At 66.7% G+C, this 20044-nt stretch carries 28 protein-coding genes and 1 pseudogene; 13 read left to right on the top strand and 16 right to left on the bottom strand.

Annotation, left to right across the window (positions count from 1 at the left end):
- Nucleotides 1–139: 139 nt before the first annotated feature.
- The 6 genes from ACOGXQ_RS06755 to ACOGXQ_RS06730 all read left to right on the top strand — a co-directional run bounded on the left by ACOGXQ_RS06755 (nucleotide 140) and on the right by ACOGXQ_RS06730 (nucleotide 4228).
- Entirely contained in the window at nucleotides 140–892 is a 753-nt protein-coding gene (locus tag ACOGXQ_RS06755; RefSeq protein ID WP_419946655.1) for a DUF5131 family protein, read from the top strand.
- 241 nt (nucleotides 893–1133) lie between these two features.
- Complete coding sequence (locus tag ACOGXQ_RS06750) at nucleotides 1134–1973, top strand: DUF3800 domain-containing protein (RefSeq protein ID WP_419946654.1); 840 nt, start codon at nucleotides 1134–1136, stop codon at nucleotides 1971–1973.
- A gap of 279 nt (nucleotides 1974–2252) precedes the next feature.
- On the top strand, nucleotides 2253–2864 hold the full coding sequence (locus tag ACOGXQ_RS06745) for a DUF5131 family protein (RefSeq protein WP_419946653.1): 612 nt from the start codon (nucleotides 2253–2255) through the stop codon (nucleotides 2862–2864).
- The gene (locus ACOGXQ_RS06740) at nucleotides 2861–3208 is read left to right on the top strand and encodes a hypothetical protein (RefSeq protein ID WP_419946652.1); all 348 of its coding nucleotides are present in this window, start codon (nucleotides 2861–2863) and stop codon (nucleotides 3206–3208) included. Before ACOGXQ_RS06745 ends, ACOGXQ_RS06740 begins: the two co-directional genes overlap by 4 nt.
- 7 nt (nucleotides 3209–3215) lie before the next feature.
- On the top strand, nucleotides 3216–3839 hold the full coding sequence (locus ACOGXQ_RS06735; RefSeq protein WP_419946651.1) for a nucleotidyl transferase AbiEii/AbiGii toxin family protein: 624 nt from the start codon (nucleotides 3216–3218) through the stop codon (nucleotides 3837–3839).
- A 242-nt stretch (nucleotides 3840–4081) separates the two neighbouring features.
- The gene (locus tag ACOGXQ_RS06730; protein ID WP_419946650.1) at nucleotides 4082–4228 is read left to right on the top strand and encodes a hypothetical protein; all 147 of its coding nucleotides are present in this window, start codon (nucleotides 4082–4084) and stop codon (nucleotides 4226–4228) included.
- 13 nt (nucleotides 4229–4241) lie between these two features.
- Here the strand turns inward: ACOGXQ_RS06730 and ACOGXQ_RS06725 are convergent, their stop codons facing one another.
- Both ACOGXQ_RS06725 and ACOGXQ_RS06720 read right to left on the bottom strand, forming a co-directional pair.
- Nucleotides 4242–4973: an ABC transporter permease gene (locus ACOGXQ_RS06725; RefSeq protein WP_419946649.1), complete on the bottom strand. Its 732-nt coding sequence runs from the start codon at nucleotides 4971–4973 to the stop codon at nucleotides 4242–4244.
- A 331-nt stretch (nucleotides 4974–5304) separates the two neighbouring features.
- Nucleotides 5305–5739 (bottom strand): annotated as a pseudogene (locus ACOGXQ_RS06720) (ATP-binding cassette domain-containing protein); the annotation flags it as partial.
- A 186-nt stretch (nucleotides 5740–5925) separates the two neighbouring features.
- On the opposite strand from ACOGXQ_RS06720, the gene ACOGXQ_RS06715 reads away from it, so the two are divergent.
- A complete protein-coding gene (locus tag ACOGXQ_RS06715; protein ID WP_419946648.1) occupies nucleotides 5926–6516 on the top strand; it encodes an ArsR family transcriptional regulator in 591 nt (196 codons plus the stop codon).
- On the opposite strand, the gene ACOGXQ_RS06710 is transcribed toward ACOGXQ_RS06715, so the two are convergent.
- On the bottom strand, nucleotides 6476–6988 hold the full coding sequence (locus ACOGXQ_RS06710; protein WP_419946647.1) for a hypothetical protein: 513 nt from the start codon (nucleotides 6986–6988) through the stop codon (nucleotides 6476–6478). The two genes, ACOGXQ_RS06715 and ACOGXQ_RS06710, sit on opposite strands and share 41 nt — an antisense overlap.
- 112 nt (nucleotides 6989–7100) lie before the next feature.
- On the opposite strand from ACOGXQ_RS06710, the gene ACOGXQ_RS06705 reads away from it, so the two are divergent.
- Both ACOGXQ_RS06705 and ACOGXQ_RS06700 read left to right on the top strand, forming a co-directional pair.
- A complete protein-coding gene (locus ACOGXQ_RS06705) occupies nucleotides 7101–7679 on the top strand; it encodes an alpha/beta fold hydrolase (protein WP_419946646.1) in 579 nt (192 codons plus the stop codon).
- Complete coding sequence (locus tag ACOGXQ_RS06700; RefSeq protein ID WP_419947458.1) at nucleotides 7585–7944, top strand: alpha/beta fold hydrolase; 360 nt, start codon at nucleotides 7585–7587, stop codon at nucleotides 7942–7944. Before ACOGXQ_RS06705 ends, ACOGXQ_RS06700 begins: the two co-directional genes overlap by 95 nt.
- Before the next feature lie 242 nt (nucleotides 7945–8186).
- Here the strand turns inward: ACOGXQ_RS06700 and ACOGXQ_RS06695 are convergent, their stop codons facing one another.
- Entirely contained in the window at nucleotides 8187–8762 is a 576-nt protein-coding gene (locus tag ACOGXQ_RS06695) for a DUF1697 domain-containing protein (protein WP_419946645.1), read from the bottom strand.
- Complete coding sequence (locus ACOGXQ_RS06690; RefSeq protein WP_419944381.1) at nucleotides 8759–9151, bottom strand: DUF3224 domain-containing protein; 393 nt, start codon at nucleotides 9149–9151, stop codon at nucleotides 8759–8761. Before ACOGXQ_RS06690 ends, ACOGXQ_RS06695 begins: the two co-directional genes overlap by 4 nt.
- A 121-nt stretch (nucleotides 9152–9272) precedes the next feature.
- Between ACOGXQ_RS06690 and ACOGXQ_RS06685 the strand changes: the two genes are divergently transcribed.
- On the top strand, nucleotides 9273–10931 hold the full coding sequence (locus ACOGXQ_RS06685; RefSeq protein ID WP_419946644.1) for an HNH endonuclease signature motif containing protein: 1659 nt from the start codon (nucleotides 9273–9275) through the stop codon (nucleotides 10929–10931).
- Nucleotides 10932–11051: 120 nt separating this feature from the next.
- On the opposite strand, the gene ACOGXQ_RS06680 is transcribed toward ACOGXQ_RS06685, so the two are convergent.
- The 3 genes from ACOGXQ_RS06680 to ACOGXQ_RS06670 are packed head-to-tail and all read right to left on the bottom strand — an operon-like array spanning nucleotide 11052 to nucleotide 12344.
- On the bottom strand, nucleotides 11052–11519 hold the full coding sequence (locus tag ACOGXQ_RS06680) for an FAD-dependent monooxygenase (RefSeq protein ID WP_419946643.1): 468 nt from the start codon (nucleotides 11517–11519) through the stop codon (nucleotides 11052–11054).
- An 18-nt stretch (nucleotides 11520–11537) separates the two neighbouring features.
- On the bottom strand, nucleotides 11538–12107 hold the full coding sequence (locus tag ACOGXQ_RS06675; protein WP_419946642.1) for an NADPH-dependent FMN reductase: 570 nt from the start codon (nucleotides 12105–12107) through the stop codon (nucleotides 11538–11540).
- Between the two features lie 12 nt (nucleotides 12108–12119).
- The gene (locus ACOGXQ_RS06670; RefSeq protein ID WP_419946641.1) at nucleotides 12120–12344 is read right to left on the bottom strand and encodes a hypothetical protein; all 225 of its coding nucleotides are present in this window, start codon (nucleotides 12342–12344) and stop codon (nucleotides 12120–12122) included.
- A 263-nt stretch (nucleotides 12345–12607) separates the two neighbouring features.
- Between ACOGXQ_RS06670 and ACOGXQ_RS06665 the strand changes: the two genes are divergently transcribed.
- The gene (locus ACOGXQ_RS06665) at nucleotides 12608–13000 is read left to right on the top strand and encodes a VOC family protein (RefSeq protein WP_419947350.1); all 393 of its coding nucleotides are present in this window, start codon (nucleotides 12608–12610) and stop codon (nucleotides 12998–13000) included.
- 89 nt (nucleotides 13001–13089) lie between these two features.
- On the opposite strand, the gene ACOGXQ_RS06660 is transcribed toward ACOGXQ_RS06665, so the two are convergent.
- Both ACOGXQ_RS06660 and ACOGXQ_RS06655 read right to left on the bottom strand, forming a co-directional pair.
- Nucleotides 13090–14007, bottom strand: a complete 918-nt coding sequence (locus tag ACOGXQ_RS06660) for an SH3 domain-containing protein (RefSeq protein WP_419946640.1) — start codon at nucleotides 14005–14007, stop codon at nucleotides 13090–13092.
- 5 nt (nucleotides 14008–14012) lie between these two features.
- Nucleotides 14013–14486, bottom strand: a complete 474-nt coding sequence (locus ACOGXQ_RS06655) for an FxsA family protein (protein ID WP_419946639.1) — start codon at nucleotides 14484–14486, stop codon at nucleotides 14013–14015.
- 94 nt (nucleotides 14487–14580) lie between these two features.
- Between ACOGXQ_RS06655 and ACOGXQ_RS06650 the strand changes: the two genes are divergently transcribed.
- Both ACOGXQ_RS06650 and ACOGXQ_RS06645 read left to right on the top strand, forming a co-directional pair.
- Entirely contained in the window at nucleotides 14581–15009 is a 429-nt protein-coding gene (locus ACOGXQ_RS06650) for a hypothetical protein (protein ID WP_419946638.1), read from the top strand.
- Nucleotides 15010–15372: 363 nt separating this feature from the next.
- Nucleotides 15373–15573: a hypothetical protein gene (locus ACOGXQ_RS06645; RefSeq protein WP_419946637.1), complete on the top strand. Its 201-nt coding sequence runs from the start codon at nucleotides 15373–15375 to the stop codon at nucleotides 15571–15573.
- A 19-nt stretch (nucleotides 15574–15592) separates the two neighbouring features.
- Here ACOGXQ_RS06645 and ACOGXQ_RS06640 read toward each other — a convergent pair whose 3' ends face one another.
- From ACOGXQ_RS06640 to ACOGXQ_RS06615, 6 genes are all read right to left on the bottom strand, one after another.
- Nucleotides 15593–16276 carry a 3-oxoacid CoA-transferase subunit B gene (locus ACOGXQ_RS06640; RefSeq protein WP_419946636.1) on the bottom strand — a complete coding sequence of 228 codons (684 nt, stop codon included), beginning with the start codon at nucleotides 16274–16276 and terminating at the stop codon, nucleotides 15593–15595.
- Entirely contained in the window at nucleotides 16273–16980 is a 708-nt protein-coding gene (locus ACOGXQ_RS06635) for a 3-oxoacid CoA-transferase subunit A (protein ID WP_419947349.1), read from the bottom strand. Before ACOGXQ_RS06635 ends, ACOGXQ_RS06640 begins: the two co-directional genes overlap by 4 nt.
- Before the next feature lie 21 nt (nucleotides 16981–17001).
- Nucleotides 17002–17307, bottom strand: a complete 306-nt coding sequence (locus tag ACOGXQ_RS06630) for a putative quinol monooxygenase (RefSeq protein ID WP_419946635.1) — start codon at nucleotides 17305–17307, stop codon at nucleotides 17002–17004.
- Nucleotides 17289–17741, bottom strand: coding sequence for a hypothetical protein (locus ACOGXQ_RS06625; RefSeq protein WP_419946634.1), 453 nt, complete (start codon nucleotides 17739–17741; stop codon nucleotides 17289–17291). Before ACOGXQ_RS06625 ends, ACOGXQ_RS06630 begins: the two co-directional genes overlap by 19 nt.
- A 55-nt stretch (nucleotides 17742–17796) precedes the next feature.
- Complete coding sequence (locus ACOGXQ_RS06620; protein ID WP_419946633.1) at nucleotides 17797–19245, bottom strand: amidase; 1449 nt, start codon at nucleotides 19243–19245, stop codon at nucleotides 17797–17799.
- 149 nt (nucleotides 19246–19394) lie between these two features.
- Nucleotides 19395–19802, bottom strand: a complete 408-nt coding sequence (locus ACOGXQ_RS06615; protein ID WP_419946632.1) for a hypothetical protein — start codon at nucleotides 19800–19802, stop codon at nucleotides 19395–19397.
- Between the last annotated feature and the right edge of the window lie 242 nt (nucleotides 19803–20044).

Raw genomic sequence — 20044 nt, 5'->3', positions numbered from 1 at the left:
GCATCGCGCAGGTCGGAGATAGCGGCGCCAACGAGCCCCGCGCGCCCATCGCGAGCGCTCGTCGAGGTCGCGGCGTGTCGGTCATGTTGGCTTCCTTGATCTGTCTGCTAGCTCTACTGCCCCTCCCTACGGTTGGGGCGTGGCTGACAAGTCGGCGATCGAGTGGACCGAGGCGACGTGGAACCCGACCACGGGCTGCGATCGGGTGTCGCCGGGCTGCGACCGCTGCTATGCGCAGACCCTGGCCAAGCGGCTCAAGGCGATGGGGTCGCCCAAGTACCAGAACGACGGCGACCCGGCGACGAGCGGGCCGGGCTTCAAGCTCACCTTGCATCGGTCATCGCTCGATGTGCCTCGACGCTGGAGCGCATCCCGCCTCGTGTTCGTGGACTCGATGAGCGATCTCTTCCATGACGGTGTGCCGCCCGAGTTCATCGCGCAGGTCTTCGAGGTGATCCGCCAGACGCCCCAGCACACCTACCAGGTGCTCACCAAGCGAGCGCAGCGGCTGAGCCGGATCGCAGGCGAGCTCGACTGGCCGTCGAACCTACCGATGGGCGTGAGCGTGGAGACTCGCCGGTACGCCTTCCGCATCGATCACCTGCGCAAGGTGCCCGCAGCGGTGAGGTTCGTGAGCGCCGAGCCGTTGCTCGGCCCGCTCGGCGAGCTCGATCTTGCGGGCATCGACTGGGTGATTGCCGGCGGCGAGTCCGGTGCCGGCGCCCGGCCCATGGAGCTGGAGTGGGTCACCGAGCTGCGCGACAGGTGCACGGCGGCCGGCGTGGCGTTCTTCTTCAAGCAGTGGGGAGGCAGGACGCCCAAGGCCGGCGGCCGGGAGCTCGAGGGCGAGGTGTGGGACGAGATGCCGGCGGCGGCTGGGGTCCCTACTTAAATTCACCGTGCTCTTGAGCAGCCTGGATCTAGTCTCTCCGTCGCTCCGCTGAACGCGGCGTCAGCTCACGTGCCGTAGGCAGACGGCGATGCTTCAGAGCGGAGCGAATGTCTGAAGCGGTTTGGTTGGAGCTCAGGTCGTGACGTATAGTGCTCGTGTACTTCTACATCGGCGCATAGGCCTCAGGCCGAACGCCACGTCCTACGGCCGCCTTCGGGCGGCCGTAGCTGCGTGCTGAGCGATGTACGTCTGCTACATCGACGAGTCCGGCGGATTCGAAGCCCCGAACGCCGGCCCTCGGGCAACGCCGCTCATGGTGTTTGCTGGACTCATCGTGGAGCTAACGGCGATCAAGCCCCTCACGGCTGAATTCCTTGCTCTGAAGCGAAGGTTCTACCCAGGTGCGGCATCACGGCATCTCGACTACATGCTCATGGAAGTCAAGGGTTCGGCGTTGCGGAGGGCATTGCGCGAGGGAGGACATCGGGAGCGCTCACATGCTCTTGGTGTGCTTGACGGCGTGATCCGGCTTATCGAGCGACACGACATCCGGCTCGTCGGTCGCGTCTGGGTCAAGGAACCCAAGAAATCGCTGAGGCCGGATGCCACCTACACGTATGCCGTTCAGGACATCGTTCGGCATTTCGACCACTACTTAGGTGCACAGCACATGCGTGGCCTCGTCATTTGTGATGGCAGAGATCATCGACAAGATGTTCGTGTCTCTCATTCCGTGTTCACGCAGAAGCACCAGTTCGGCGGGGACGCCCTGCCTTGGCTCATCGAATCGCCGTTGTTCGGCAGGAGCGAGAATCACGTCGGACTGCAGCTCGCTGATCTCGTTGCATCCGCGTTGCTCTTTCCGATTGCGGCACGTGTCTACTGCGCCAGTCGCTCCGTCGGCGTCCATAACGATCCGCAGTTCGACGTGCTGCGGATGCGCTACGCAAGACGGCTGCGTTCGCGTCGGCATGTGTACGTGGACGCGAGCGGCCGAACTCGCGGTGGGGTGGTAGTCAGCGACAAGCTCGGCAGGCAGTCCTCAGGTGCTTTGTTTGAGGAGCCGTTAGCCGGGCTCTAGCGCGGTGTCGGCTGTGGCTTCGCACAGTGCTGGGCAGCGGTATCGTGACGGCACCCCACCGGGGTGCGCAACCCCGGTCCGACGGCCCCGGCTTCGGCCGGGGCTGTTTAGCGTCTGGGCACAGGCTTGTGGCTTCCCCCACCCCTACGCTGGCGCGTAGGGGTGGGGCTCGACTATCGAATCTGGCGTTCCAACTGCTTCGTATCGCACCGTCTCTCCTGGGCCGGCGTCGAACAGTCGGAGCTGTTGGCTGTCACAGCCCGTCCCTACGGTTGAGGCGTGGCTGACAAGTCGGCGATCGAGTGGACCGAGGCGACGTGGAACCCGACCACGGGCTGCGATCGGGTGTCGCCGGGCTGCGACCGCTGCTATGCGCAGACCCTGGCCAAGCGGCTCAAGGCGATGGGGTCGCCCAAGTACCAGAACGACGGCGACCCGGCGACGAGCGGGCCGGGCTTCAAGCTCACCTTGCATCGGTCATCGCTCGATGTGCTTCGACGCTGGAGCGCATCCCGCCTCGTGTTCGTGGACTCGATGAGCGATCTCTTCCATGACGGTGTGCCGCCCGAGTTCATCGCGCAGGTCTTCGAGGTGATCCGCCAGACGCCCCAGCACACCTACCAGGTGCTCACCAAGCGAGCGCAGCGGCTGAGCCGGATCGCAGGCGAGCTCGACTGGCCGTCGAACCTACCGATGGGCGTGAGCGTGGAGACTCGCCGGTACGCCTTCCGCATCGATCACCTGCGCAAGGTGCCCGCAGCGGTGAGGTTGTGGGGAGGCAGGACGCCCAAGGCCGGTGGGCGGGAGCTCGAGGGCGAGGTGTGGGACGAGCTGCCGGCGGGGGCGTCGCAGATCGTGAGATCCGGACCCGCAAATACAATGGACTCATGACTGGCCGCGTTGAGACCGACACGTGCGAAGAGACGCGCCGTCCACTCGGGCGGATGCCAGTCGCGATCCCGGCAGACGTCGACGATCGGTCGTTGCCCAAGGCAAAAGGCACGGTGAGGCTCCCGGGCCACATCGCGTGGAGTCCTCCATATGTCTATGACCTGGAAGATCGTCAACAGCGCTGCCGGGCCTACGCCAGAGTCATGACCGAGGGACTCGAAGCCAACGTGCGGTACTTCGTCGATGTCGACGCTCTCGTCGACATGTGGGACGAGATCTACTTGGCACCGCATGTGCGGGAGCGTTGGCGTGCCTGGCTCGCCGAGCACCGGCAGTTGACCTAGCTGCGCAGTGCTGTCCGATCTTCAGCAGCAGATTCTGCGCATCCTGGCTGACCTTGCCGAGAGTGACGACTTCGCTCTCGCCGGTGGCGCAGCCATCATCGTCAGCGGAATAGCTGACCGTCCGACCAACGACCTCGACTTCTTCACGGTGCATCCGAAGTCCGTCGAGGCCCTGCTTGACGCCGCTCAGGCCGCCCTTGAGCACGCAGGCTTCGAAGTGACACGCCTCGCAGAAGGATCGACGTTCGCACGGCTGCGCGTCGGCAGTCCCGACGAGGTGACCTACGTCGACCTCGCATCGGATGCCCGTATGTTGCCGGCCCGTTCAACCGATACGGGCTTCATGCTGGCCGAGGCCGAACTGGCAGCAGACAAGGTGCTCGCACTGTCGGGTCGAGGCGAATCCAGGGACTTCATCGATTTCCGAGGCTTGTTGACCCGCTTCGACATCGACCAGATCTGCCAGCTCGCGGGCGAGAAAGACCCCGGCTTCGCCCCCGAGCAGCTAGTGGCTGCTCTGGAGTACTTCGACCGGATTCCGCCCGCCGAATTCGCCGAATACACAGACGACTACGACGGATTGCGCGACTGCGTGCATGCAGCACGCCAATCCCTCGACAACGAGCTCTGAATGTCGGCGCATAGGCCCCTGGCCGAACGCCACGTCCTACGGTCGCCTTCGGGCGGCCGTAGCTGCTTGCGGCACCAGTTGGCGGTATCGTTTGGGCACCCCACCGGGGCGCGTAGCCCCGGTCCGACGGCCCCGACTTCGGTCGGGGCTGTTTAGCGTCTGGGCCTCAAACGCCTGGGCGCTGTGGTCGAGGTCAGCGCGGGTTGAGTTCGGGAAGCGCAGCAAACAGGGGGTCTCTGCCAATGCCGAGCACGACGAAGTTCAACGAATTGCGGGACGAGGCGCGGCGCGATCCCGAGCGCGCCCGGCGGATCGACGAGGCCAAGTGGCGAGCGCTCGCAGAGCTGCGTTCTTGCGACTCGTCAGGCTCACCTCAGCGCGGAGCGTGACGTTTGGAGTCGACTACTCGCCGAGCCAGCTCTCTTTGGGCTTGTCGGCCCGGAACTGCCACAGGGTGACGGCGATGAACAGGGCCGTGAAGCCGAGCAGCATCGCGATGGCACGGCCGAAGCCCTGCTCGCCGGCGAGCACGCTGCGGTAGGCGTCGATCGTCCAGTACACGGGGCTGGCGGGGGCGATGGCTTGCACCCAGCCCGGCAGCGTGGTGATCTGGGCGATGGCGCCGCCAGCGCCTGCGACGGCCATGGTGCCGAGCATCGAGGCGGCGTTGAGCTGCGACATGGTGCGGCACAGCGAGGTCATTGCGATGGCGAGGGTGACGTAGGTCGCTGCGCAGGCCAGCGCCGTGATGATGAGCTGCGCTGCGCCGCCGGGCACCTCGACGCCGAAGGTGGCGATGCCGACCGCCACCAGGATGAGCTGCTGGGCGGCGGTCACGGCGAGCATGGGGATGGCCTTGCCGGTGACGATCTCGATCGTGCGGATCGGGGCGATGCGCAGCCGGTCCCAGGTGCCCCATCCGTGCTCGCGGAAGAACGAGAACCCCATCGATCCGGTTCCCAGCAGCGCGAACAGCGAGGCCAGGGCGGGCACCGAGTGCTCCGGACCGCCGATGAGCGCGTCGGACACGAAGAACAGCAGCACGCCCGGCATGCCGATCAGGACGAACAGGGGGAAGGGGTCGCGGCGCAGCAGGCGCAGCTCGTTGCGTGTGACGAGGAGGGTTCTCGTCATCGTTCCCGCCATCGCCGATCACACGCTCGTACAGCCGGCGGACTGAGGGCCGCTCGACGATCACTTCGGCAATCTGGTCCTGGTCGACGGAATTGATCGCCGCCAGCAGGTCACGGTCGTCGAACGACACGGTCTCGCCGCTGCCGAGCGTGATGACCGTGGCCGGGTCGGCAACGGCTGCGAGCAGGTCGGCGAGCGGTCCGGCCGCGACCCGCCGGCCATGGTCGATGATCACCAGCGAGTCGCACGCCTCGTCGGCTTCCTCGAGGTAGTGGGTGCTGAAGATGACCGCCGTGCCCTGGGCCGCCAGCCGGCGGATGCCGTCGATCACCCGCTGGCGGGCCGAGACGTCGAGACCGGCCGTCGGCTCGTCCACCAGCAGCAGCCGGGGCTCGTGGATGACGGCGGTCGCCAGGTGCACCAGCTTCTGCTGACCCACGCTGAGGTCCTTCACCCTGCGATCGGTCAGCAGCCCGAGGTCGAAGAGGTCGACGATCTTCTCAGTTGCCTTGGTGAGCGAGCCGCCCCGCAGGCCGTAGAGGCCGCCGAGGTAAGACAGGTTGTCCGACACCCGCAGCGACAAGTACAGCGTCGTCCGCTGGGCCGCGTACCCGACCATGGCGCTGACCGGCGGCGAGTTCGGCGCCAGCCCGTCGACAGCGATCTGCCCGCCGTCGGGCTGCAGCAGGCCGACGATGCAGCCCATCGTGGTGGTCTTGCCGGCGCCGTTGGGGCCCAGCAGCCCGACCGTCTCGCCAGGCGCCACCGAGAACGACAGGTCGTCGACGGCGACGATCGAGCCGTACCGCTTGGTCAGCGACTCGACCACCAGCAGCGTCACGGCCGACAGTCTGGCCGCCCAGCCCCGTCAGCCAACGCCGTTTTCTGATTGAGCCTGGCCATACTCGGGCGCAGTTGGTAATTCCGTATATAGGGATATAATTTCCAAAATATGGGCAAATCAGCCACGCCGAAATTGTTGCCGCTGCTGCGGTCACGTCAGCAGGGCGAGATCTTGGCTCGACTGCTCGGCGATCCCGAACTCGAAGCCAGCGTCACCGACATCGCCGCGATGCTCGAGGTGCCGATCAGCTCTGTGCACAGAGAAATCGAGCGGGCGCAAGCTGCCGGCATCGTCACAAGCCGCAAGATCGGCAACGTCCGCCTTGTGCGAGCCAATACCGACAGCCCCTACTACCGGGGCCTTGCCGACGTGCTGGTCAGGGCGTTCGGCCCCCCGCACGTGCTTGCGGAGGTGCTGGCGGACGTCGACGGCATCGATGCTGCGTACGTCTACGGATCGTGGGCAGCCCGCTGGTCTGAGGATGGGGGCACCCGACCCGTTGCCGACATCGACGTTCTCGTGCTGGGCTCACCAGACCGCGACCGGCTCTACGCCGCGCTCTCCGCAGCCGAGGAGCGACTCGGCCGCCCCGTCCAGGACGCGGTGCGCCCAGCCGGCTGGATCGACGACGGCACCGGCAGCTTTCACGCAACCGTCGTCAGCCGGCCGCTCGTGCACATCGACCTTGGTCAGAGCTGAACGGCTTCAAGGCAACCGTTTCGGCGATTCGGCGCGAGGCATCCACTGCTGCTCCGGCCAGCGAAACAGCCCACTTCGCATCCTCGCTTGTCAGGGGTGGCGCGTCTGCGTCGTAGTACTGCGCAGAGTGCCGTTTCCGGCGAAATCTCTCGAATGTCGGCTTTGCGAATGCGGGGATGGAGTCCGAGAACTGAGCCGAGACTGCATCTTCGACAGTGACATGAGAGCCCTCCCCGGACGTCGGCCTCAGAGACTGACGCAGCAGGAGCGATTCGGCCGCCATCCGGTACGCGTCGTACGCAACGGCGAATGCGCCGGCGATGTCGCCGACATCGATCCCGGCGTTCGCAGTGCCGAGTCGCCGTTCGGCCTGACCGAGCACCTCGTCACCCGCCTTCTGGCGGCCTTCGACCGCAATCTGCTCGAGGCGTTTCGCCTCGATGAGGTAGGTGATGGCGTCCCGGCCTCGCATCCTGCCGACCGTAGCGGTGGCCTTGAGGTCCGGTACAAGAGGTTTCGCAGCGGTAGGCATGGGGCGTCTTGGGGCATGCCTACGCTGGGCGCGCAGCGTCGGGAGTGGGCGGATGGAGCCGGACAGGCAGGCCGCAGCAGGGTTCATGTACTCCGACACAGGCGGCGACGGGGCCGTGGTGGTGCTGCTGCACGGCGTGCTGACCAGCGGCAGCCTGTGGGATGACGTGGTCGAGGGGCTGCGGGACCGTTACCGGTGCATCGTGCCCGAGTTGCCGTTCGGCGCGCACCGCACACCGATGCCCGACGATGCGGCCCTTGACCTCGAGTCGATCGTCAAGATGATCGCTGCGTTTCTGGCCGAGCTCGACGTGCGCGACGTCACGCTGGTCAGCAACGACTGGGGCGGCGCCCAGCTCGTCGTCTGCTCCGGCGGCAGCGATCGGGTGGCGAACCTCGTGCTGGTGTCCTGCGAGGCGTTCGACAACTACCCGCCTGGGCTGCCGGGCCGGCTGCTGTGCCCTCAATGCGAGGCTGCCCGGTGGCACCTTCTTGACCGCTCAGCTTCTGCGGCCCCGCTTCGTCCGGCATCTGCCGATGACGTTCGGCGGCATGTCGGCGAAGCGGGTCCCCGACGACGTGTTCATGAGCTGGATCGAACCGCTACGGCACGACCGTCGGGTGCGGCGTGATCTCGACAAGTACCTGCGCAGCGTGCCGAAGAGGGCGCAGCTGCTCGAGTGGGCGGAGCAGCAGCGATCATTCGGCGGATCCGTGCTCGTCGTGTGGGCACGCAACGACAAGCTGATGCCCCCGGCGCATGCCGAGCGTCTCGCGCAGCATTTCGACAAAGCGCAACTCGTGTGGATCGACGACAGCCGGACGTTGGTGCCGCTCGACCAGCCCGAGCTCTTGACCGAACATCTGCGGGCGTTTCTGGGTGCGAACGCTGCTTGAGAATGTGTTGCCGGGGCGGCTAGTGCCGTGTCAAGCAACCTTCGCTGTGGCGGGGATCGCTGGAGGGCCTGCTCGCAGGCGAAGCGACGGCGCCAGCAACCGCGCAAACGTTTGCTGACGCGGCACTAGGAGACTGCTGATTTATTCGGATCCGGGCAAGTCTGCAACGCTCTGACCTGCGGCTTTGTGCCCATGAATCGGCGATTTCGGCGATTGCTCAGCAGTCATCTAGTGCTGGGCGGCTAGAGCTTGGCGGCGATGCGTTCGAGGGTGTTCCAGTTGCGGGCGGTGGCGGTGACGTCGAGGTGTCGCTCGAGATGCGAGTACGACAGGCGCAGCGCCTTGATGCCGTCGGGTGCCCAGACGTATGCCTCGGTGCCTTCGATGTGGACGACCTCGGGGCTGTGGTCGGCGTCGACGAGCTCACGGACGGCGTCGGGGCTCGGTTCTTCGGAGAGGAAGTTGACCAGGTAGCGGGAGCCGTCGTCGGCGACGTGGCCGAGGGGATTGCGTTCGAGGATGGCTTCGATCTCGGCGGCGGCGCGGGCGGCGCAGGGCACGTGGACGTCGAACTCGTCGGCCAACAGTTGCTGGACGGAGACGGCCACGGCGGCGGTGCTGGGCCGGCCGGGCCGGTCGGGCTGGTCGGGCTGGTCGGCGGTGATCTCGGCAGTGACGATGATGTTGCCGCTCTGCAGGATCGTGACGGGATCGGCGTAGCCGGCCTCCGCCGGCTTGGGGCGCAGATCGGCCATGGGGACCCGGTTGCGCCTGCCCACGTTGATCCCCCGCGGGAGAACCACGCAGCGCGTTGTCATGTCTGCTCATAGTCGAGAACGTATGAGTGTTTCCCATCGGTGTTGTCGATCTCCAAGGTGCCCGAAATGCCTGTCAGCTCGCCGGTGCCGGAGTCGGGAACAATCCTCACGGCGAGTTCCGCGTCGCCCTCGGACATGATCCCGCTGTGCTGAAGGACAAAGGAACCTGATCTCCCCGCGACGGAGCCTGTGAAGTACTCGATCGCGACGTAGCCGGCCGAGCCGGGGGTGCCGGTGCGGGCGGCGACCATCTGGGCTTCAGACGCACCGACCATGTCGCCGGCGAATTCCTTGCGCACGGTGATGCGAGTGATCTGGTTCCCGTCCCGCTCGAGAAATGGAGGCTCGGCCTCCATCGTGACTTCCAAGGCTCCGCGAGCGGTGGTCATGAAGGTGCTCCTTGGTCGCGATTGAGAAACGGGGCCACGCGTCCGCTCGGGTAGTGCATGCGGCTGGCAATGACTGAAGCTCAGGCTAAGCGTGTTGCACCCCTCGTATACGTTGGCCTTCATGACCTCCAGCCCGAGGCATCGACTTGGCAGTGGCCCGCAGTCCGCGGTCCGCCCGTTGGTCGGCCGGGCGTGCCTGGCGGAGATGCGTGCGCGGCTGGCGCAGCGATGTGAGGGCGAAGTTCGCGGCAACGCCGGCGGTGTCCGTGATGCTGTGGATGCTGCGGTGGAGTCGTTGCTGGACGGTCCCCTGGTCAGCAGTGATCAGGCGCAGACTGCGGACGATGAGGATGTGGTGTGGTGCACGCAGGCGGTGCAGCGGGCCATCAACGTGCTCGAGGGGGCGCGCAGCACGCTGGCTGGCGAGGCGACACGGCGCCGGCTGCATGCGCGTCGCGGGGAGGCCTCGGCGGCAGAAACGCTGGTCAATGCCACGGGGGTGGGAGGCGCGTTGGCGCGCCGCGTTGAACGCGAGGCAGAGATTCTGGATGCGCAGCCGCAGGTGGCTGCGTCTTTGGGACACGGCGTGATCAACGCAGAGCAAGCTGCTTTGGTCGCTGCGGCGGAGGTCCCCGACGAGGTGCGAAGGGACCTGTGCAAGCAGGCTCGGAACCAGACGGCAGACGAGACACGGAAGACCGTGCGTGCCGCGGAAGCAGCGTGGCGACGCGAGAGCGATGCACAGCGGCGGGCGCGCCAGCGCGCAGCTAGGTCGGCTTCGATGTGGATCGACCCCGACAACGGCATGTGGCACCTGCGGGCCAAGTTTGACGCGCTCACGGGCGATGCAGTCAACCGACTCTTGATGAGCGCTGTCGAGCGGAACTGGCGGAGTGACAAAGAGCTGCCTGAATCGAGTCGGCGCAGCGTGCAGCAGCGAGCCGCCGACGCGCTCGCGTGGCTGCTCACCGCCGCCAGGGGCCATGGTGCAGCCAATACGGGAGGAAATGCGGCTGCTTCCGGTGGTGCCCAGCACACCGACTCGGTGCCCCGGGATGCCGTGGCGGTCCTTGGCGCGCCGGAAGAAGCGGCGACGCCCCGGGATGCCGGAGCGGCCGCCGGCGAGCGCGGGGGAGACGATGTCTGGATCGTGCCGAGTCCAACGCAGATGATCGTGCTCGCCACGCTGGACAATCTGCGTGGCGGCTCGAGCGAGCGGGCTGCGGTCGCGGGCGCCGACGACGAATCTCTGTCGCTCGCGAATCCACGTCCGGCAGCTCCAAATGCTGCGTCCGCGGACGCCGCGTCGACACAGGCGCATGACCTGCTGGCAGTTCCCGGCGCGACCGCGATCACCGAGAACGGCACCATGCTCGGCGTCGCTGACCTGCGCCGGATCGCCTGCGACACACAAGTCATACCGGCAGTGATGGGTGGCCCGAGCGAGGTGCTCGACGTTGGGCGGGCCAAGCGCACCATTACGCCAGCCCTGCGCAGGGCATTGATTGCACGCGACCAACGATGCGTCTGGCCCGGCTGCGGCAGAGCGCCCGTTCACTGCGACGGGCACCACATCCAGCACTGGCTCGACGACGGGCCGACCAGCCTTGCCAACCTGGCGCTGCTCTGCCACAGCCACCACCACCGGCTGCACGAGTACAACCTGGTGCTACATCCACCGACCGAGCCGGCACCGCCCGGGGAAGGCTGGACCATCACACAGGCCCCACCCCGCAAGGCGTGCACGCCGGTCCGAGATCACACCCGACAGAACCGTTGAACGCTAGATCGACAAATCTGCGCAGCCACTAGCAGGACGCTGAAAAAGTCGATTTTCGGGCGGTGTCCAGTTGCAAACCCGCAGGTCAGGGGCTTGCGCTTCCAGCCAGACCTGCATATTTCAGCAGCCTGCTAGCTCGGTGTCCCAGCAGATCTGCACTTCCGGCACGTTGTGCAAGCGACGGAGCAGGATCTCCTCGATCCGATCCTGCGAGGTCAGCAGCCACGGCGCCGACGACAGCTCGACGCCGTCCACGACCGGCTGCACTCCCGTCGTGATCCGGCCGATCTCGGTGCCTGCCAGCGTCTCGCAGTACACGAACTGCTCGGTCCACGGCAACGGCAGGCTCACGGCCTCGATCTCGTCCAGCACACCCCACTGCCGCATCAACTCGGCCGTGCGCACATTGATTGACCGGGCCCGCGGATGAGGGTTCACACCGCTGCGCCGCTCCACGACAATGGTCTCCAACCCGAAGCGAGTCAGCAGGATCGCCATCGACAACCCGGCCGGTCCCGCGCCCACGACCAGCACCGTCGTATCGGCCGCAGCCGCGTTTGAAGCAGTCGTGTCGGGAACGGTGGTCAAGGCAGTGACCCCGGCGACCTAGCTCTGCGCAACCTTGGCCAGTGTGGCGAGGGCAGTGCGCAACTCGACGTCAAGTTCAGCGTTGGACACGCAGCCAGCCTCGGTGTCGAAGTTCTCGCCGAACCTCGGGATCGGCAGGCTCGCCAAGACCTCGTTGCCGAAGTACCCAGCGAGATGCGCAGCGCCCCGCAGCACGAATCCGCCCCCGCCGCCACCCGGCGATGTCGACAGCATCACGATCGGCTTGTCGTGGTAGACGCGCATGTCGATCCGTGACGCCCAGTCGAAGACGTTCTTGAATGCGACCGTGTACGACCCGTTGTGCTCGGCGAACGAGACCAGCAGCGCATCGGCAGCGCCGATCGTGTTGTGGAAGTCGCGAGCTCGTTGCGGGATGCCGCCGGCCTCTTGCCGGTCGGGGCTGTAGATCGGCATCTCGAAGTCGTTCAGGTCGAGCGTTTCGATCTCGAGCACGCCGGGGTCCACGCCGTCAATCTCGCCGCCCTGCAGCAATCCGAGGGCGTAGTCGATGAGCTGCCGGTTGATCGACTTGCTGCTGTTGGATGCGGCGAAGGCCAGGAGCTTCATGTCGGGCATCCTCTACGCCGCGGCAGGCGACGTGTGGCTGGTGATGGCGTCGATGATGATCGGCCACAGCGGCTCGGGCAGGTCGTGACCCATGTCGCCCAGCAGCATCTGCGACGAGTATCCGTTCACCAACAGCAGGGCAGGATCGGTGGGGTCGCTGTGCGTCTCGTGGTAGAGCCTGATCTCGGCAGGGCTGCCCTGTTCAGGCTTGAACTTGCCGACTGGCGCATAGGGCACTGCGGTCTCCTGCTCACTGCCGGAAGACGGCGAATCCAAGCTTCCGATTTGAGCGCTCGGCTCGGGCAGCTGGATCCGACAGTGAGCAGTCTGCCGCACCGACGTCCATCGGCCACCCCATCCGCCTCGCGGCCTCATCGCCTCAAGAAAGCTTGCCGCTCCAGTTGCGGCACCCCACTCTTGGCTTGCGGGGATCATGCCGGGTCACAGTTGCCGCGGAACCGGTGGCGACGTCGTGCCCTATCGTGCGAGTCGTGCGGCGCATGCACATCGGCCTGCAGGTCGATGATCTCGACACCTCGATCGAGTTCTACACCCGGCTGTTCGGCTGCGCTCCGACGCTGCGGCGCTCCGACTACGCCAAGTGGATGCTGGGCGATCCTCGGGTCAACTTCTCGCTGGACACCCACGGAGACGGTCCGCCAGGCTCAGCCCACTACGGCATACAGGTCGAATCGCCCGAAGAGCTGGCGGCGATGCGTGACCACATCGATTCGGTAGACCTGCCTCGCGCCGATCAGGACGACCTGGTGTGCGGCTACCAGCTCCAGCACAAGTCGTGGGTCAGCGATCCCAGCGGCCTGTGGTGGGAGGCGTTCTTCACCGAGGGCGTGGTGGACAGTGGCTACGGCACCGTCGAGATTCCCGAGCCGTGAGCAGCAGACACGCCGCCCGTGACTGGCGGCGACGCGGGTTGAGCGGATTCGGGACGAACATCGGCACGGCGACCGCCCGGGGGCGGAACTCAGTTGCAGAGACCTTCGGCGCTCACGCCGCGTTCGCTGAAGCACATCACTGTGCCCTCGACGTTGCGCAGCGTGTAGCCGTCGCCGTCCTCGCTTGCCTGTGCGAATACTCGCAGCCGCAGGCCTCGCACGGAGTCGTCGGGCATTCCGACGATATCCATCGTGATCCCCGAGACCACGCCTGCCACGGGCGCTTCCGAAATCCTGATCCGCGGTTCGGGATCCTCCGACGCCAGAGCGCCAGCCACGAGTCGGCCGAGCTCCGTCAGCGTCTCTGCGCTCGGCGACTCGCCCAGGATCGCCACGATCTGCGATGTGGCGTCGAATGTCGCCCCCAGCGGTGCGACGTACTCGCCGCTGACCCAGCCGACGTCGTCCTCCACCTGCACTTCCAGCCAGATCGTGCCCGACTGCGAACGGGTCGTGCCGGTGGGCACGAGGCCAGTCGCCAGAGAATCCAGCCTGCCGATCACTTGGCCCTCGGGTGCGTTACGCAGATTCAGGTTGCTGTCATGGCCGATGCCGACCACCGACAGCACCAGCGGGCTGGGTTCATCTTCCGTCATCTCGGCCTCGAGAGTTGTGGTTGCCGTCACGATCTGCTGTGCAGTGGTCGTCGTGGGTGTCGGGGGCAGGGTCTGGACCGTGCCCAGGGTGGTCGTGGTGCGGGCCGTTGACGTTGTCACCGACGTTGGCGGCGGTGCTGTAACCGTCACGGTCCCGGCCACGGTCTCTGCCTCGGTGCCGTCGGTGCCGTCGTCATTGCCGCCGTTGACGGCCAGCACCAGAGCAACAATCGCTACGGCCAGCGCCAGCAGTGAGATGCCGAGCGGGAGCCGGTCTCGTATCGCGACGAGACCATTGTCGGGCGGGAATCCGCCGCCTGGGGAACCTGGGAATGCAGTTGGATCAGTCATCCGTGTCAGTCGTCCATGTCTGTTCGGTAGCTGTCAGTGTCAAGGGTGGGTCCCGAACGGCGGTGCCCACCAGGTCTGCCCGGCGCGCCGGAACCGCCGACGACCGTGATGCGCTTGGAGCAGCGACGCACCAGCACGGAGCGTACGACGATGCGGGTCGGCGGGAAGAGCAATAGCAGGCCGACGGCGTCGGTCAGAAAGCCCGGCGTCAGCATAAGCGCACCGGCAAGCAGGATCAGCACCCCGTCGGCCAGTTCGTTGCCGGGAAGCTCGCCTCTCTCGAGACGCGTGCGGATCTGGTTCAGCACACCGACCCCGGAGCGGCGCACCATCCACGCGCCCACAACCGACACGACCAGCAGTAACAGGATCGTCTGGCCGACTCCCAGCCCGCCGGCCACCTGCGCGATCACATAGAGTTCCAGCAGCGGCACCGACACGAGCAGAAGAATCAACACCGCCAGCATGTCGCCCACCATACGACCATCCTCTGCTGCACAAGCGGAGGCTCGGCAGCAGAGGAGCGGCCGCAGCCGAAGAGCATCGATGCTGCCGAAGCGGGGGACTGACGGCATGACGGCAGCGAGCCCACAGCAGCGGACCCGCAACGCTTGGATCGGCCGCATCAGCGGCTGCATGCTGGGCAAGCCCGTCGAACTGCTGTCGATGCGCCAATGCCCGGCCGCACTGCAGGGCTACCTCGCCGAAGCCGCCGCCCTGCCGTTGCGCAACTACATGCCGCTCCTCCCAACGGCACCGCCGGCTGTCGAGCGCAACGACGACGCCTGCAAAGAGCGCCTCGCCGTCGCCGTACCCGACGACGACATCAACTGCACGGTGCTGTCGCTCATGCTGATCGAAGAGTGCGGAACCGATTTCACCACCGCGGACGTGGCCCGAGCTTGGTTCCAGTCTGCGAACGACGGCCCGACCCCGATTCGCGACGCCTGCAACAGCATGTCACCGGTGCACACTGCGAACAATCTGGCACTGGTCACATAGGGCCTCCTCTCTGGCGATCACGACTTCTTCGACCGCCATCGGAGACACTGTTGCTGCGGGGTGTGACACCGACTGCAACGGTGCCACCATGGGTGCCCTCTGTGGCCTCACAGGCCGCCCGATCTAGCAGGACGCTGAAAAGTCGATTTTCGGGCGGTGTCCAGTTGCAAATCCGCAGGTCAGGGGCTTGTGCTTCCGGCCAGACCTGCATATTTCAGCATCCTGCTAGGAGGCTGGTCGGAAAGCCGCTATTTCGGCGTTTGTCAGATGCAAACCCGCAGGTCAGGGACTTGCTGTGTCGGCAAGATCCCCTTTTTCCGACCACCCTGCTAGGCGCACTGGCCCACCGCATGGAACGGCCGGGTGCAGGTCGCCCTTGCCGGCATCGGCGAACTCGCCCTTGGCGCCTCGTTCCGGCCCGACCACGCCGTTCGCTTGTGCGAACTCACCCCACACGCCGAGATCGAGACGATCACCGGTGTTGGTCACCAGCTCATGATGATGCGCGGCTTCGACAAGAAGGTCCGCTTCGACTTGGAAGACTTCTTGGCCCGTGTCACCTGACGGCCACGAACGCGGCGTCTCAGACGTCGGGTCCCGAGCGAGCGTCGCGCAGCGGTGCGGCGGTGCGCGCAGCAACCTCATCGAACGTGACGCCGGGCGCCGTCTCGATCAGCGCGAAGCCCTCCGCCGTCACATCGACGACGGCCAGATCGGTGTAGATCCGGCTCACCACCTCTTCCCCGGTCAGCGGGTACGAGCACTTCTCGACCAGCTTCGGTGTCCCGTCGCGCATGCAGTGAGTCGTCATCACACGCACGGCCCGCACCCCCGAGACGAGATCCATCGCACCGCCGACGGCGGGGATGGCGTCGGCTCGCCCGGTCGACCAGTTGGCGAGATCGCCGTTGGCGGCGACCTCCATGGCGCCGAGCACACACAGGTCCAAGTGCCCTCCCCGCACCATGGCGAAGCTGTCAGCGTGATGGAAGTAGGAGGCACCGGGATTCGCTGTCACCGGTTTCTTCCCTGCATTGATCAATTCCACATCGACGGCGTCCGGTGCGGGTGCCGGACCCATCCCGAGCAAGCCGTTCTCGGTGTGCAGGACAATCTCGCGCCCCTCCGGCACGAACTGCGCGATCAGCTCGGGCATCCCGATGCCGAGGTTCACGTACGACCCGTCCGCGATGTCCTGCGCGGCCCGCGCCGCGATCTGCTCGCGTGCGAGCCGTTCTTGCAGGAGATCTGGAGGCCGCGTGCTCATGGGTAGTGCGCTCCTTGGGCGACCAGATCGAATTCTTGTGCCGGATTCGGGATGTGCACGACACGGTTGACGAAGATCCCGGGCGTGACGACGGTCTCGGGATCGAGCGCACCCGGCGCATCCACCGTCGAGGCCTGCACCACTGTGGTCGAAGCAGCCATGGCCATGATCGGCCCAAAGTTGCGAGCGGTCTTGTTGAAGCGGAGATTCCCGTGCCAGTCCGCTGCTTGGGCCTTGATGAGCGCCCAGTCAGCAGTGAGGGCGCGCTCGAGCAGGTGCGGCTTGCCGCCGAACTCTCGCTGTTCCTTGCCGTCGGCCAGATCGGTCCCGGCCGCGGTGGGGGTGTAGAAGGCCGGAATGCCGGCGCCGCCTGCCCTGATGCGCTCGGCAAAGGTGCCTTGGGGGACCAGCTCGAGCTCGATGCGCCCAGCTCGATAGACGTCGGCGAAGACAGTCGAGTTGGAGCTGCGCGGGTACGAGCCGACGATCTTGGCGACCCGGCCGCAGCGGATGAGCGCCGCCAGCCCGACCTGTCCGTTGCCGGCGTTGTTGCTGATGACTGTCAGCTCGGAAGCGCCCTGATCGATGAGCGCGTGGACGAGTTCGATCGGGCTGCCGGCCTCGCCGAAACCGCCGATCATGATGGTCTCGCCGTCGGCGATCTCGGCAACGGCCTGCGCTGCGCTCGCAACCCGCTTGTCGATCATCGTGGCTGCCGGAGTGCGCTAGAGGTCGAGTCCGATGGCAGCGACCGGCGTCGTCACCTGCATCTGCGGGGGCGAACCCATCAGTGGGCCGAAGGCTGCCATCGCCTCCTGCATGGCCGGTGTCTGGCCGTGGTGCTGCATCGACTCGGCGTCGCTCATCAAGGCGAAGAACCAGAACGTGTTGCCCTCGCCCCGGTGGTACGAGTAGATCTCCACGCCCGGCTCGTCGCTGGCTGCCTCGACCATCGCCGACAGGACTTGCTCCATCTCGTCGGCTTTGCCGTCCTGGCAGCTGAAGCTGCCGATCACCGTTGCCTTGCCCATGACGGTTGCTCCTCGCGGGTCTGTGGTGTCGGGGTTGAGTCTGCCCGAGCGCCGTCCCCCTCAGGCGCGCCAAGCGGCGGGTCAGCGCCGCCGGCCAGCACGCCGAACAGCATGGAGGCTCCCGCGGGCCTGAAGCGCGACTTGTGGCCCTGCCCGGTGAGATCGTCGGCGAGCAGCACTTCGCCCGGGCCGATTCGCCGCACGCTCCCGTCTCCGGCTTCCACCTCTACCTCGGCATCCAGCGGGATCACGAGCTGCCGTCTCGGGGCGTTGTGGAAGCCCAGGTCCAAGGTCGGCTGTTCGGCACGGAAGATGACCCCGGCCATCGGCAACACTCCGGTCTCGGCTCCCCGCTCGCCTTGCCGTGTCGCGACCTCCAAGTCCTCGAACGTGGTCTGGCCGTCGGCGCCGGTGCGCATCCAGGTGATCTTCATGGGCGGATGCTTCTGATCCTGTCGTCGTTTGACTGGCGCTGGCCGACCGGGCCGCTCACCGCACACCGCCAGTCGGCGCACCGGCCCACAGGGGAGGGGTGGGCATCGGGCCGCGGGCAGCCTCGTAGGCCGCTGCCAACTCCAACGACAGGGTCTCGTCGCCGCCCCGGCACATGAACTGGATCGACGTCGGCAGGCCTCCCGCCGGCCCCTCCGGACTCGCCGGCGAAACACCGGTCGGCACGGTCGTCGAGCACAGCGCCAGGAAGTTGGCCGCCCGGGTGAACAGCGCCGGCGTGTTGGTCTCGTCGGCCTCGTCGACGGGCAGCGGCAGCATTGGCGTGGTCGGCGTCACCATGGCGTCGAAGCCCTCGAACGCCGCTGCGAACTCGGCAAGGTCGAAGCGGCGCTGCACCATGGCACCGATGTAGTCGCTCGCCGAGATGTTCGCCCCTGGCAGCACCCTGGCCCGCACCCGCTCATCCACCTTCGAAGCCGGATCCTCCATGAGATCGCCGTAGTAGAAGTACGACTCCGCCGTCACGATCACGAAGCGGGTGCTCTTCATCTCCTCGAACGAGGTCGGCTGGTCGAAGGGCACCACCTCGGCCCCCAGCCCCGCCAGCACCTCGAGCGCCGCGTCGTACGCACTCAGCTGCGGCGCCTCCACTCCGGCGCGCTCGGCATCGCTCAGGCACCCGATGCGCCGTCCGGCCAGACCGCCCTCGAGTGTCGCCCGCAACGCCCCGCAGCGACCGGTGCCCGCCAGCCAGTCACGCTCGACCTCGGCCGGCGGCATTCCCAGCATGGCATCGAACATCAGCGCCGCATCCATCACCGTGCGGGTCAGCGGCCCCGGCGTGTCCAGCGTGTGCGACAGCGGCACGATCCCATCGATCGGCAGCAAGCCCTCGGTGGTCTTCAGTCCAACGATCCCGCACAGCGCAGCCGGCAGCCGCACCGAGCCGCCCGTGTCGGTGCCCATAGCGCATGGCGTCATGCCCGACGCCACCGCCGCACCCGAACCCGACGACGAACCGCCCGGGGTGCGCAGCACGTCGGCATCCCACGGGTTCCTAGGCGTGCCCATGTGCTGGTTGGTGCCCCAGCCGCCCATGGCGAACTCGACGGTCTTGGTCTTGCCAACCAGGATCCCGCCCGCATCCAGCAGCCGCTGCGCGACCACCGCCGTGGTCGGCGACACTCGGTCAACCCATTCGGCCGAGCCAGCCGTGGTCACTCGACCCTCGACTTCCACGATGTCCTTCAGGGCGAACGGCACTCCGAAGAACGGTCCCAGCGGCGCACCCGAGTCCCGTGCCGACGTCACGGCCATCCCCGCAGCCTTCGCCGCTGCCAAGGCCTCGTCGGCATACACCGCCTGCCAAGCGCCGACCCGCCCGTCCAACGACTCGATCGCCGCGAGGCACTCCTCGGTGGCCTCGACCGGCGACCGTGACCCGTCCCGGTAGCCCGTCGCCAGATCAGCAATCGTCGCCGTCACGCCGCCCCCAGTTCGCCAGCCTCGCCCGTCACCCTGGCAGGCACTGTTCGCCGAGAACGAGACCGACCCCGTGTCACGCCGCCCCCAGTTCGCCAGCCTCGCCCGTCACCCTCCGCAACAGGCCCGGCGCAGTCTCGCGCTGTTCAGCCTCAAAAGCTGCCGCGACGGCCCCCAGGATTCTCGCGGAGTCCGTGGTAGCCGAAGATCCAGCCCGGCATCTGCTCCCACTCGATGCGCCCCACCTCGTCCTCGTAGTGTTCGGCAGCAGCAATCAACGCATCTTCGGCTGCGTAGTCGTACGGGTCCTGCAGTCGGGCCAGCACGCCAGCGTCACTGCGCAGGTTCTCCGCCTGCCATCGCACGGTGCGCCGCGGACCCTCGGTGGGATCCACCTTGTCGCGATAGCCGAGCTGCCGGCGGATCTTCTCGGAGCTCAGGATGCTGTGCGCCGACGAGTGGTTGAGCAGGAACGGCCCGCCGGGCGCCGCCGGCTCGCCTTGTTGGCAGCAGTCGTTGTGGCTTTGGGGGCGACGGGGGCGTTCGCGGGCACGTCGCACGCCTGCCCGCCGGCGGGTTGTAGAGAGCCCAAGAACGCACCCAAGAAGTCCAGCCGAGTACGATGAACCCCGGTGCCCACCCGCTGGCAGCTTGACTGTTCGCTGTCCAGATTCCGTCACCGGAAACGCGAATCGACCGGCCTTCCGCGGATATGGGCAACGGAGATTGGACAACTGAGATACTCACCATGGGCCGGTACTGACCATGGACCGGTTCGCGCCAGCGGGTCCGACAGACGGTG

Origin of the sequence: Candidatus Poriferisodalis sp. (assembly GCF_965208485.1) — a bacterium.
In the GTDB taxonomy this organism is placed as follows: domain Bacteria; phylum Actinomycetota; class Acidimicrobiia; order Acidimicrobiales; family Poriferisodalaceae; genus Poriferisodalis.
Note: the sequence above shows the minus strand (reverse complement) of the source record. Positions and strands in the feature narration are given on the sequence as shown.